This window comes from Longimicrobium sp. (assembly GCA_036389135.1).
GTDB lineage: Bacteria > Gemmatimonadota > Gemmatimonadetes > Longimicrobiales > Longimicrobiaceae > Longimicrobium.
Map to the genome: position 1 here is coordinate 1 of DASVQP010000104.1, position 12903 is coordinate 12903.

Annotated in this window: 9 protein-coding genes; 3 read left to right on the plus strand and 6 right to left on the minus strand. The window is 71.7% G+C overall.

Annotated elements, in window-relative coordinates; all coding sequences use genetic code 11:
• Positions 1–575: 575 nt before the first annotated feature.
• The 3 genes from VF584_21775 to VF584_21785 form a co-directional block, all read right to left on the minus strand.
• Positions 576–1592 (minus strand): alpha/beta hydrolase-fold protein, encoded by a 1017-nt coding sequence (locus tag VF584_21775; GenBank protein ID HEX8212820.1) that lies wholly within the window; start codon positions 1590–1592, stop codon positions 576–578.
• Positions 1593–1733: 141 nt separating this feature from the next.
• Complete coding sequence (locus VF584_21780; protein ID HEX8212821.1) at positions 1734–2504, minus strand: prepilin peptidase; 771 nt, start codon at positions 2502–2504, stop codon at positions 1734–1736.
• Between the two features lie 6 nt (positions 2505–2510).
• On the minus strand, positions 2511–3275 hold the full coding sequence (locus VF584_21785; protein HEX8212822.1) for an RNA methyltransferase: 765 nt from the start codon (positions 3273–3275) through the stop codon (positions 2511–2513).
• Positions 3276–3347: 72 nt separating this feature from the next.
• Between VF584_21785 and VF584_21790 the strand changes: the two genes are divergently transcribed.
• The 3 genes from VF584_21790 to thiD all read left to right on the plus strand — a co-directional run bounded on the left by VF584_21790 (position 3348) and on the right by thiD (position 6019).
• Entirely contained in the window at positions 3348–4190 is an 843-nt protein-coding gene (locus tag VF584_21790) for a M48 family metallopeptidase (protein HEX8212823.1), read from the plus strand.
• Complete coding sequence (locus VF584_21795; protein HEX8212824.1) at positions 4187–5083, plus strand: M48 family metallopeptidase; 897 nt, start codon at positions 4187–4189, stop codon at positions 5081–5083. Before VF584_21790 ends, VF584_21795 begins: the two co-directional genes overlap by 4 nt.
• 147 nt (positions 5084–5230) lie before the next feature.
• The gene (gene thiD / locus VF584_21800) at positions 5231–6019 is read left to right on the plus strand and encodes a bifunctional hydroxymethylpyrimidine kinase/phosphomethylpyrimidine kinase (GenBank protein HEX8212825.1); all 789 of its coding nucleotides are present in this window, start codon (positions 5231–5233) and stop codon (positions 6017–6019) included.
• Positions 6020–6375: 356 nt separating this feature from the next.
• On the opposite strand, the gene VF584_21805 is transcribed toward thiD, so the two are convergent.
• The 3 genes from VF584_21805 to VF584_21815 all read right to left on the minus strand — a co-directional run bounded on the left by VF584_21805 (position 6376) and on the right by VF584_21815 (position 12885).
• Entirely contained in the window at positions 6376–9366 is a 2991-nt protein-coding gene (locus VF584_21805) for a hypothetical protein (protein ID HEX8212826.1), read from the minus strand.
• Positions 9367–9637: 271 nt separating this feature from the next.
• The gene (locus VF584_21810) at positions 9638–11572 is read right to left on the minus strand and encodes an N-acetylmuramoyl-L-alanine amidase (GenBank protein HEX8212827.1); all 1935 of its coding nucleotides are present in this window, start codon (positions 11570–11572) and stop codon (positions 9638–9640) included.
• The gene (locus tag VF584_21815; GenBank protein ID HEX8212828.1) at positions 11569–12885 is read right to left on the minus strand and encodes an AmpG family muropeptide MFS transporter; all 1317 of its coding nucleotides are present in this window, start codon (positions 12883–12885) and stop codon (positions 11569–11571) included. Before VF584_21815 ends, VF584_21810 begins: the two co-directional genes overlap by 4 nt.
• Positions 12886–12903 lie beyond the last annotated feature (18 nt).

Below are 12903 nucleotides of genomic sequence, written 5' to 3' on the forward strand. Positions count from 1 at the left end.
GAACGTACGCCGTACAACGAGGCTCAATACGTCAAGGCACTGGTGGAGCGCGGGTCGCCCCTGGCGTCACGAATCAGCCTGGCGGCCGCCGCCTGAACCGAAAAGCCTTGACGGACCACCTCAGATGTCTCTCCCGATAACAGGAGAGGGCTGCGCCCTCTGTTATCGGTAGAGGGGGCTTGCGTGCGGTTTGGCGGGTTTTGTGCCGCGCAGAGGGCCCCCTCCCCCCGGCCCCCTCCCCCGCCTGCGGGGGCGCAGGGCGGGTGAGGGGGAGAACTCCGTCAGCGGCGCCCAGATCTGGTAGGGGCGCGATTTATCGCGCCCGTGTCCAGCGTTGCTCCGCCGCTCTGCCCAACGCACACCGCCATCCAGTAGGGGCAGACCTGCGTGTCTGCCCACCGCCCGCCACACCCCCATCCCTGCCCCACCGCCCCGATCCCGTAGGGGCCGCCCCACGTGGCTGCCCGTGCCCGCCGCCGCGACGAACCCCGCCGACGCGCACCAACGCACGCCACCGCCCCTCCCCCAGGTAGTTTGGGGGGAGGGGCCGCGAGGTGACGAGCGGGGGAGGGGGCCTACCGCAGCACGCGCGAAAAGAACGGAAACACCCTTGTCCGCATGCGCTCGGCGATGTGGCTGCCGTGGGTGCCGTCATACTCCTCAAAGGTGTGCGCGACGCCGGCATCGGCGAGCGCGGCGTGGAGGGCGCGGGCGGTCGGGGGGATGTGGCGGAGGCCGTCGCGCGTGCCCACGTCGAAAGCGATGCGCGGGCGGACGCGGTTGGCGGCGTAGCTCTGCGCCAGGCGCGCGGGCGTATGCTCGTTCCACCGCGCGAGGGCATCCTCGCGTCCGGGGGCGAACGGGAGCGCGAGGCCGAGCGGGTGCGACGGGTCCGGCGAGTGGAGCGCGGCCACGGCGACGAGGAGCTTGCTGCCAAAGGGCGCCGCCGCCACCTCATCCGGCGTGCGCAGCGCCAGGGCGGCGGCGCGCGGCGCGTCGCCGAAGTCGCCCAGGAGCTCGGGGCCCAGGCAGCACGGGCTGAGCGCGTACGCCGCGCCGAAGACCTCCGGGTGCTGGGCCGCGCGGTGCAGCGCCGCGTGGCCCCCCATCGACCATCCGGCGATGCCGCGGCTGGCCGGCCGCGCGAGCGTGCGGTAGCGGGAGTCCACGTGCCCTACCACCTCGCGGACGAGGAAGATGCCCCAGCGGCCGGTGGCGGCGGCGTTGGCGAAGAACGATCCGCCGAACCGGTTCCCGCCGTCCGGCATCACCACGATCATCGGCCGCACCGCGCCGGAGGAGATCAGCGAGTCCATCGCCGTGCGCAGCGAAAAGCGCCCGGTCCACTGAGACGGGCCGCCGTCGAAGCCGTGCAGCAGGTAGACGACCGGGTAGCGGCGCGAGGTGCGCCCGTAGTCCGGCGGCAGGTAGACGGAGACGGCGCGATGCGGGGAGTCGCCGAGCGGGTTGTCCGCGAGCGCGGTGGAGTGGACGGTGTCCGCCACCACACGCCCGGCGGCGATCTCGGGCGCCAGCCGCGGAGGGGTACAGGCGGCCGCGGCGAGCACCAGCGCGGCGGCCGCGGATCTCATGCGGGGCGTGAAGAATGAAAAAAGCATCACACGGAGACGCAGAGGGAACCGCAAGGCCACAGACAAGGGCAACCTGAACAGAGCGCCGAACCGCTTTTGTGGCTTGCAGTTCCCTCTGTGGCCTCTGTGTGATGCTGTTCTTCAGATGCCCACGAACTCGCGGAGGTACCACTGGACGATCGCGCTCCCCCACGGCTCCGCGATGGCGGCGCCGAGGGCGAGGAAGATGCCAAAGGGGACGAGCTTCTTCGTGCGCCACGAGATCGGGCCGAAGATCAGCGTGCCCAGCAGCGCGCCCAGAAAGATGGTGAGGAGGACGCCCGGCATCCCCACGAACGCGCCCACCATCGCCATCATCTTGATGTCGCCGCCGCCCATCGCCTGCTTCTTGAAGGCGCGCTCCCCCAGCTCCGCCACCATCCAGAGAAGCCCGAAGCCCAGCAGCGCCCCCAGCGCGGACTGCTGCGGCGTGATGCCGCCCGGCGCAAAGGAGAGCGCCAGGCCGATCGCCAGGCCGCCCCACGTGAACTCGTCGGGGATGATGTAGGTGCGCGCGTCGGTCAGCGCGATCCCCAGCAGCAGGGTGAAGAAGAGGGCGGACGAGAGCGCCTGCCAGCTCACCCCGTGCCGCAGCACCGCCGCCAGCCAGAGCGAGGCGACCGTCAGCTCGATCAGCGGATACTGGATGGAGACGCGGGTGCCACACGCACGGCAGCGGCCTCGCAACAAGATCCAGCCGAAGACGGGGACGTTGTCGTACCAGCGGATCTGCGTGCCGCACTCGCCGCAACGGGACGGGGGGCGGATGACCGACAGCCCCGCTGGCCAGCGGTACACGCATACGTTCAGAAAGGAGCCGATGCAGGCCCCCAGGAGAGCCGCGTAGCCCCAGATCAGGTAGTCGGGCGTCAATGGATGTCAGCGAAGGAGCTCGTGGAGGAGGATGGCGCCGGCCGCGGCCACGTTCAGCGACTCGGCGCGGCCGCGCAGCGGGATGCCCAGCGTGACGTCGGCCCGGCGCAGGGTGTCGGCCGAGACGCCGGCGCCCTCGTTGCCCAGCACCAGCGCCGCGCGCCGGGGAAGCGAATCGGGCGGCGGCGCGCCCACCGCCGACGCCACGGTGACGACGCCGTGCCCGCGCAGCCAGGGCTCCAGCACGGCCCAGTCCGCTTCGACGACGGGGAGGCGAAAGGAGGAGCCCATCGCCGCGCGCACGGACTTGGGGTTCCAGGGATCGACGGTGCCCGGGAGCGCGACCACGCCGGCGGCCCCCAGCGCCTCGGCCGTCCTCACCAGCGTGCCGAAGTTGCCCGGGTCCTGCACCGCGTCCAGCACCAGGAGGACGGCGGGGTCTCCATCCAGCGGGATGGTGGCGAGCCCGGCGCGCGGGATCTCGGCCACCGCGAGCACGCCCTGCGGCGTCTCCGTGTCCGACCAGTCGCGGAAGTCGCGCTCGTCCACCTCGTGCACGGCGATGCCGCGCGCCTCGATGGCGGAGACCAGGCCCCGTCCGCGAGGCGTGTCCCCCAGGGTGGACGACGCGACGGCGAAACGGACCGGAAGTGGGGACGCCACAAGGTCTTCCACCGTGCGCACCCCCTCGGCCAGAAAGAGGCCCTCTTCCTCGCGCGCGCGCCGCTGCCGCAGGGTGCGCAGGAGGCGCTCCTCGCGGCGGGTCAGCATTGCCCCGTGGGTGGTCCGCGTCTTGCTTTTCGAATGGGCCGTAAGCCCACAATCCAAAGCATGGAGATCAAGATGGCACTTGCACTTAAGGCTCGCGCACGGCGGGGGGCCGCCGTGCTTGCGCTGTGCGGCGCGACGGCCGCGGGCGGCTGCGCCACCGTCAGCACGCAGCAGGAGGTCCAGCTCGGTTCGGACTATGCGCGTCAGATCAACCAGCAGCTCCCGATGGTGAACGACGCGGCGACGCGCAACTACATCAACACGCTGGGCAACCAGCTCGCCGCCGTGGCGGACCAGCGCGGCATCCGCTACACCTTCCAGGTGGTGAACTCGGACGCCATCAACGCCTTCGCGGTTCCGGGCGGCTTCATCTACGTGAACCGCGGCACCATCGAGCGCGCCAACAACCTGTCTGAGCTGGTGGGCGTGCTGTCGCATGAGATCACCCACGTATCGGAACGGCACAGCATCGAGCAGCTCCAGCGGGCACAGGGCGCGAACGCGCTCATCTCAATCCTGTACGGTGGCGTCCTCCGGCGCAACCCGGGGACCATCGAGCGGGTGGGCGTGCAGGGCGTGGGCACGGCGGTGTTCGCCGGCTACAGCCGCGACGCGGAGCGCGAGGCGGACCGCGGCGCCGTCAACATCATGCTGCGCGCCGGGTACGACCCGCAGGGGCTGGCCACCTTCTTCCAGACGCTGATGGGCGAGCGCCAGCGCAACCCCAGCAAGGTGGAGACGTGGTTCGCCACGCACCCCCAGACGCAGGAGCGCATCACGAACGTGCAGGCGATGATCCAGGCCACCCCCGGTGCCAGCAACAACCCGCGGCTGGTGAGGGACAACCAGGCATACCAGAACTTCCGCGCCCGCGTGCGCTCCCTGACTCCGCAGCCGCAGGACCGCGGCCGGTGAGCGCCTCGGGCGGCTGGCAGCACCGGGCCCGCGCCCTCGCGGCGCGGGCCCGCCGGACGACGGCGGCGGCCGCCCTCCTCCCCCTTCTCGGCGCATGCGTCAGCGAGAAGCAGGAGCAGGTGCTGGGCGACCAGATCGCCGCGCAGATCAACACGCACGTCCCGCTGTTGAATGACGCGCCGCTGACGCTGTACGTCAACGACCTGGGACGGATGATCGCGCGGCACAGCGCCCGCCCCAACGTGCCGTACCGCTTCTACATCGTGGACACGGGCGGGGTCAACGCCTTCGCCCTCCCCGGCGGCCACATCTACGTGAACCGCGGCCTCATCGAGCGAACGCGCAACGTCAGCGAGCTGGCGGGGGTCCTGGCGCACGAGATCGGGCACGTGGCGGCGCGGCACGGCGCGGAAACCATGCAGCGGCAGATGAGGACGCGCTCCATGTCCGGCATCCTGTACAAGGTGATCCTGGACCGGGAGCCGCTCCTGAACCAGGAGGCGCTGGACATCGGCGGCGCGGTGTGGACGGCCTCGCACTCGCGCAACGACGAGCAGGAGGCGGACAAGCTGGCCGTGGGCTACCTGATCGCCTCGGGGGTGGATCCGAACGGGATGCTGAGCCTCTTCAACGGCTTCGTGAAGGAGGAGGCGACGCTGCCGCAGGGCGGCGTGGGGCAGTGGTTCGCCACGCACCCGGCCACCCTCCAGCGGCTCAAGATCACCCGCAACGAGATCCGCGTGCGGCGCCCCGCGGCGAAGAAGCAGCTCGCGACGCAGATCCCCTCGTACGAGGACTTCCTGCGCCGGCTGCACGCCCTTCCCCCGCCGCCGCCGGTGATGCCGGGCGCGCCGTCGCTGAACCCGGCGCAGCAGCTTCCCTGGCACAAGTAGCGCCCCGAGACAAGCCTCACACAGAGACACAGAGGGAAAAGCGAGGGCACAGAGAACCTCCTGGTTGTTCTCTCAGTTGTCTCTGTGGCTCTGTGTGAGACCAGCTGTTCTCATCTGCTCTCACCGCATCATTTTTCGCACGCGAGCATGACCGACCGCATTCCGGTGGCCCTGACCATCGCCGGCTCCGACTCCGGGGGCGGCGCGGGGATCCAGGCCGACCTCAAGAGCTTCCACGCATTCGGCGTGTTCGGCACGAGCGCGCTGACCGCCGTCACGGTGCAGAACACGCGCGGCGTCACCGGCGTCCACCCCATTCCGGTGGACATCGTCCGCGCGCAGATCCGCGCCGTGGCGGAGGACCTGCACCCCGCCGCCTGCAAGAGCGGGATGCTCGCCACCGCCGAGCTGGTGCGCGCCGTCGCCGGATCCATCCGCGAGCACCGCCTCCCCCACTTCGTCCTGGACCCGGTGATGGTCGCCAGCAGCGGCGACCGCCTGCTGGACGCGGACGCCGAGCGCACCGTGGCCGACGAGCTGATGCCGCTGGCCTCGCTGGTTACGCCCAACCTGGACGAGGCCGCGATCCTGGTCGGCGCCCCCGTGGAGGATGTCGACGGGATGCGCCGCGCCGCCGCCGCGCTGGTGGAGATGGGCGCCGGGGCCGCGCTGCTCAAAGGCGGCCACCTCCGTTCTTCCGAGCTTGTGGACGTCCTTTTCGACGGGCAGGACTGGCACGAGTGGCGCCGCCCCAAGCTTGACACCCGCAATACGCACGGCACCGGCTGCACCCTGTCCGCCGCCATCGCCGCGGGCCTGGCGCACGGGCGTCCGCTGACACGCGCGGTGGAGGATGCGCTAGGCTACGTGAGCCGGGCGATGCAGGCCGCGCCGGGGCTGGGCGGGGGGCACGGGCCGCTGAACCACATGGTGTAGGTCCTCACCCCGCTCGTTCCTCGCTGCCCCTCTCCCAAACTGCTGGGAGAGGGGCGTTTGCGTGCATCCGTGCGGGGCGCGTGGGCCGGGCGCAGGGGCCGGCACGGGCAGCCACGCGGGGCGGCCCCTACGGGATCATCGTGTCGGGGCGGGGGTCGAGGAGAGGCGGGCGGTGGGCAGACACGCAGGTCTGCCCCTACCACAATCGGTGCGGCGGGCGAAGGTCGAGTAACGCGAAGGGTGGGCGCGATGAATCGCGCCCCTACGGGATCTGTGCTATACGAGCCGAATTCTCCCCCTCACCCGCCCTGCGCCCCCGCAGGCGGGGGAGGGGGCCGGGGGGAGGGGGGGCATTTTTAGAACGACAGCCCAAACGTCAGATACGCCCGCGGCTTCGGCCGCTCGCGCAGCACGATGTCGTCGTGCACGACCCTGATGGAACGGAGCGGGAAGCCGACGCCCGCGCGCACGGGGAACGGCGGGACGTAGGAGATGCTCAGGTTGAGCCCCAGCTCCGCGCCGACGGACGCGATCGTCGACGCGTCGCCGCGGGCGCTGCGGGTGAGGCAGTCGTCGCTGCACCAGGTGCGGCCCGCGTCCAGGAATGCCGTGCCCCAGAGCCGGTCCAGGTACACCGGCATGACGCTGCGGCCGCGCTCGATCAGCGCCAGCGGGAAGCGCCACTCCAGCGTCCCCGCCACGGCCCGGTCGCCAAAGAGGACGCCCTCGCGGTAGCCGCGCACCGGCAGGTCCAGCTCGCTCCCCATCGTCACGAATGTGGAGAGGGGGAAGGCCGGTACCCCGCCCGCCGTGCCGCCCACCGAGTAGCCCGGAGTGAGGCTGCCGTGGTCCGCGCCGCCCGCCATGCGCAGGCCCAGCACGTGGCGCGCGTAGCCCCGCCCGCGAAGGGGGACGTAGTGCTGCGCCCGCGCCGTAGTGCGCACGTAGCCGCGGATGGCGTCGCCCTGCCCGTCGCCGGGGCCGTTGTCCAGGAAGACGTCCTCCAGGTAGCGGCGCCCCTCCACCGAGGCGGCGGCCACGAAGCCTTCCTCCTGGCTCACCGAGTACTCGTATCGGCGTGCGGTGGAGTACCCCAGCGTCGCCGCGCCCCCGGCCTCCGCGGGCGGGTTCGGCGCCATGGCGGCCACTTCGGATTCGCGAAAGGAGTAGTCGCGCTGGCGGGCGCCCACCCCCAAGCTCAGCCAGCTGAACGAGCGGAAGCGCGGGCGCGTCAAGGTGGCCACCAGCGACGCGGACCGCTCGCGCTCCAGCAGCGTGGCGGTGATGGGCTCGTCGAACGGGCTGACTGTGGCGAACGTCCCCACGCGGTCCCACTCCTGGAACACCGACGCGCCGATCACGGGGTTCCCCAGCCCCGTGAAGAGGTAGCTGGCGCCCGCCTCGGTGCGCGTCTCGCGCGGATGCACCTGCGCGTGAGCCTCGTAGCTGTGCCGCTGGATCACGTCCTCCCCCCAGATCGCCACTCCGAACCCCGTCCCCAGGGCTTTGTCCGACTCGATGATGGGCGACCACGAGGTGGGGCGCAGCGACGGAAGCGCCGAGTAGCCGCGCGCCGCGCCGCCCGCCGTGCGCTGCGCCAGCTCCGCGCCCGCACCCGCCTCGCGCACCTCGGCGCGCAACGCGGGCGCGGCGGTCCAGCGCGCGGGATCGAACGGGATGCGCGCCAGGTGGTACCCGTCCGCGCGGTACAGCGTCAGCGCGATCCAGCGCCCGTCCGGCGACACGTCGGGATCGAAGACGCCCGTCAGCACGTTGGTGATGCGCTGCAGGCGGCCATCGGTGAGGTCGTAGGCGTACAGGTTGGAGATGCCGCTGCGGTCCGAGCTGAACACCACGTATCGACCGTCCGGCGACCAGGCGGGCGAGCTGTCCACCGCGCGGTCGCTGGTCAGCTCGCGCACCACGCCGCCGGTGGCGGCATCGAGCACCACCACGTCGTACAGCGCCCCCGTGCGCCACCGCGCGATGGCGATCCGCGTTCCGTCCGGCGACCAGCGCGGGCGCGTCCAGTGCACGTCCGGCGAGGGCGCGGCGAGGTCGCGCGCGCCGCTCCCGTCCGCCTCCATCACCACCGGCACGTTGGTCCCGCCCCCGCCGCGCACCGCTACGATGCGGCCTGATGCGGGGTGCACGTCCGGATCCAGCAGCCGCGCGCCATTGGTGATGCGGTCGCGGTCGCCGTTGGGGCGGATCACGTACAGGTCGGAGTAGTAGCGGTAGGGATCGACCGCATCGAGCATCGCCGTCACCAGCGATCCGTCGGAGCGCCACGCCGATGCGCCCAGCGAGGTGCGCGGGTCCAGCACCTGGACCCCACCCTCGGTCCACAGACGCGTCGAAGTCTCCTCGCGCCCCGTCGAGTGAGCGAAGGCGATCGTCCGCCCGTCCGGCGACCAGCGCGGCCCCTCGGTGCGGCGCCCCTCCCGCACCAGCACCTCCGGCTCGGTGAGCCCCTGGCGGCGCAGCGAGTCGGCGAGCGCCGTGTACTCGGTGCGCAGCGAGTCGCGCCACTCGTTCCACGTGTCGGTGAACTTCTCGCCGTACGCGCGCTTCGCGGCCCCATCCGCGCCATACGAGAAGGGGACGCGGCGCCCCATCGTCTCCACCCAGTCGCCGTGCTTCTCGTACCCGAAGCGGTCACCCAGGTAGTCCATGAAGAGCGAACCGTACACGTACGGCGCGCTCCCGCCCGGCCAGGTCACGGGATGGCCGGTGGCGCGGTCGATGGAAAAGAACTCGTCTTCCAGGATCGCCGTGCGCAGCATCATGTCGTAGAGCGTCGCGCGCACCCGTCCGGCGCGCGTCATCCGCGACTCCAGCGCGGTGGCGAGCCCCTCCTGGGTCCAGCGCGGCACCAGGACGTTGGGGAAGCCGAAGGGCGTGCGCCCGAACACCCTTCTGAGCAGCCGGGGAAAGCCCGCCGCGTAGTCCAGGTGGAAGATGTGCACGAGCTCGTGCGACACCACCAGCTGGAGCCAGTCGTCGTAGAAGGCGAGCTCCGGCGTGTCCACCGGCGGGTGCGCGTACACCACGATGCGGTTGCTGGGGAGCGGCGTCGCGTACCCGTTGGAGAAGTCGACGTTGTCGCTCAGCACCAGATCGATCCTACGCCTCGGTGCCTGCACCAGCACCTCCCGCAGCGCCGCGTGCGCCGTCTCCGCGCGATTCGCGGCGCGCCGGGCCAGCGGCTCCAGCGCGGGCGTGAAGTGGACGCGGAAGTGCTCCGTGTCCAGCGTGCGCCACTCCACGTTCGGCGGCACCTGCGCCCCCAGCGGAAGCGCGAAAAGGAGCGCCACGAATAACAGCGCGAGACGGCGGAAGGTCATGGTGCGGGTTGGCGGATGAAGGTTGATCTGCTCAACGGTGGCGAGTGAACTCGCGGCAACAACAGCACAAAGTCCGCCTTCGCGGACTCGGCGAGGAGGTCCGCCCGTTTGGCAGCATGGCGGCGTGGCGGGAAGTCCGCTCCCCAGCCCGATGCCGCATCTCTCGAGACCGCTTCAGCGGTCTTCCCGTGGTTCCAGCCGGGGGATTCATCCCCCGGCGTTCATCCCCCGGCGTTCATCCCCCGGTGATCCGGGCGCCAGTTTCCGCCAATCACCTCACGCCCCCCGCCCGCTCCCGCAGGAACGCCTCGACCGCGCGGAAGTGCGCCCGGGCGATCCGCTCGTGCGCCTGCGGGTTGCGCAGGGCGGCCTCCTGCCGCGGCACCATCAGGAACATCGACTCGGTGAGCGTCGAGGGCATCCAGGTGGGGCGCACCAGCGCGAGATCGGCGCGGGCGATCCCCAGGTCGCGCAGCCCCAGCTCGCGCAGGATCTCGCGCTGCATGTGGCGCGCGAGGTCCAGCGACTGCGGCGCGTTGTAGAACGCCGTAGTACCCGAATTCGTGAACGGGTTCACGCCATCGGGAAACGCGTTGTTGTGCACGGAGACCAGGAGCTGCGCCCCCGCCTGCTCCGCCATCACCGGCCGCGCCCCCAGCGCCACCGCCGCCGAATCCGGCCGCGTCTCCGTCACGCGCGCGCCGGCGTCGCGCAGCATCCTCACCAGCTGCTTGGAGATGGCGAGGTTCGCCTCCGCCTCGGTGAGGCGCGTGGGGCCGATGGCGCCGCCGGGCGGGTGCCCCGCGTCCACCGCGACGTGGATCCCGGCCAGCGGACGCCGCGCGTCGATGGCCGGCGGACGGCGGACGCGCACCACCAGCGTCCCGTCGCGGTCGTAAAAGGTGCGCCACCCCCATGCGGGGCTCGCCAGCTCCATGCGGACGTAGTACAGGTCGTCGCGCCCCTGCTCCCAGGTGGCGCGGCGCACAAAGGGGTCCTCGGTGCCGTAGTACAGCCAGTTGGTGCGCGACTCGCCGCCGAACACCTCCACCGTCAGGAAGCTCCCCTCCAGCAGCACGCGCGCGGGGAGGCGCTCCGTCATCGCCAGCCGCAGGTCCACCCACTCCGCCTGCGGCACCACCCGCACGGCGCCGATCGTTCCCCTGGCCTCGGGCGCGCCGGCGGGAAGGAGGCGCACCGAACGCGCATCCACCCACACCGACTGGTCCTCGGTCAGGCGCACGCGGTACGCACCTTCGCGCTCGCCGGTCAGCGTGAAGCGCGTGCCGTTGGGGAAGGTCCAGTGGTACGGCGTGCCGGAGCCGGGGATCGCCGTCGCCACCGTCAGCGAGTCCGGGCGGTCGCTCGCCGCGACGGCGGTGCGCGTCTCGCCCGGGCTCAGCACGGCGAGCGAGAGCTCGAGCGGAGTGCGTACGGTGTCGGCGCCGTGCACCAGCTCGATGGTGGCGGTGCCTGCGCGCCCCGTCTCGGCCAGCGTGGGCACGCCCACCTGCCGGTCCCGGGAGAGAAGGGGCGCCGTCGCCGCGAAGCTCCCCGCGTACTGCGTGTACTCGCGCGTCGCGGAGCGGTCCTGCAGAAAGCCTTCGTCGCGCTCCACCGTGCGGGTCTCCACCAGGGGCGCGGCGGAGCCGTCGGGGAAGACGATGCGCGCCCGTCCCCCGGGCGCCCCGCGGAAGCGCACCGTCACCCGCTCGCCGCGCTGCACCGTCATCGCCGCGCGCGGGGCGAGGGCCGCGATGCCGGCCGTGGTCTCACCCGCGCCGGCGGGGAGGCGGATGCGGCGGACGGCGGTGGCCTGCTCCGCCCCCGCACTGGCGGCCACGCGGTACACGCCGTCGCGCGGCACGGGAATGAAGGCGAGGAAGGCACCGTTCGGCGCCACCTCCACCACGTCGCCGTTGATGGTGAGCCGCGCCTCCCCCGTCCCCACGCTGCCGAAGACGAAGTTGCTGTCGCTCGCCGTCAGCCGCGCGTCCTCGGCGGGGTAGACGACGTCGACGCGCAGCGGCCCGCGCACGGCGGGGATCGGCGGCAGCGTGCCACTCAGCGGGTCGGTGGAGGCCATGCGCGTCCCCTCCGGAGCGGGACCCGTGCCGGGAGTGGACGCGGTGCACGCCGCGAGCAGCGCGCCCGCGGCGAGTGCCGGCGCGCGGCGGAAGAAGGGGGTGCGCATTCGGTTCGTCATTCGAAGCTTGCGCGGCGAAGCTCGGCCGCGTCGGCCACCTCGCCATCGTGCGGCGCGGCGCCACGCGGAACGTCGCGGTTCCAGGGCGCCACGTACGGGAGCATCAGCAGCGCGGGAATCCCCGCCACGATGCTCAGGATGAAGAACTGCGGCCACCCCGTGCGCTCCGCGATGCCGCCCGAAGGCGCCACCAGCACGTCACGCGCGAACGACATGAAGCTGGAGAGGAGCGCGTACTGCGTGGCGGAGAACTGGCGGCTGCACATGATCATCAGGAACCCCACGAAGCCGGCCGTCACCAGCCCGCCGCAGAAGTTCTCCACGATGATGGCGCCCGTCAGCAGTCCCACGTCCTTCTCCGTGAGCGACAGCCCGTAGTACACCAGGTTGCTGAGGAGCTGCAGGACCGCCATCAGCCAGAGCGCGCGGTTGATGCCGATCTTGGCCACGATGGCGCCGCCGGCCAGCACGCCCACGATGGTGGCCCCCAGCCCCAGCACCCCCTGGACCGCCCCGATCTCCGTAAGCGTGTAGCCGGCGGAGATGAGGAAGGGGGTGTACATGTTCTGCACCAGCCGGTCCGCCAGGCTGTACAGCACGATGAAGAGGAGGAGCACCAGCGCGGTGGCGGGCCCCGCGCGGTTGTAGAACTCCATGAACGGCTTCCATACCGCGTCCACCAGGCTGACCGGCCGCCCCTCGCGCAGCACCGGCTCCGGCGCCACGAACGCGGTGGCGATCCCCACGACCATCAGCAGCCCCATCGCCACGTAGACGTACGGCCACGGCATCCGGTCGGCCAGCATCAGCGCGATCCCGCTCGTCAGGATCATCGCCACGCGGTAGCCCACCACCTTGAGCGAGGCGCCGGCGGCGGTCTCACGGTCGTCCACCACGTCGATGCTGTACGCGTCGACCGCGATGTCCTGGCTGGCGCTGAAGAAGGCGATCAGCACCGCGTTGATGAAGAGGAGCCGCAGCCCCTGCTTGGGATCGTGCAGCGACATCGCCATGATGGCGATCGCCAGCAGCACCTGCGTGATGACGAGCCACCCCCGCCGCCGCCCCAGAAAGGGCGGGACGTAGCGGTCCATCAGCGGCGCCCACAGGAACTTGAGCGAGTACGGAAGGGCCAGGAGGCTGACCTTGCCGACGGTCGCCAGGTCCACCCCTTCCACCGTCATCCAAGCCTGCAGCGTGCGGCTGGTGAGAAAGAGGGGGAGGCCGGATGAGAAGCCGAGGAAGAGCAGCGCCGCCATCTTGGGCTGTCCGAAGACGCCCAGCAGCGACCGGGAGCGGGTGTCGGCGTTCAACGAGGGGCCCTCGTGCGA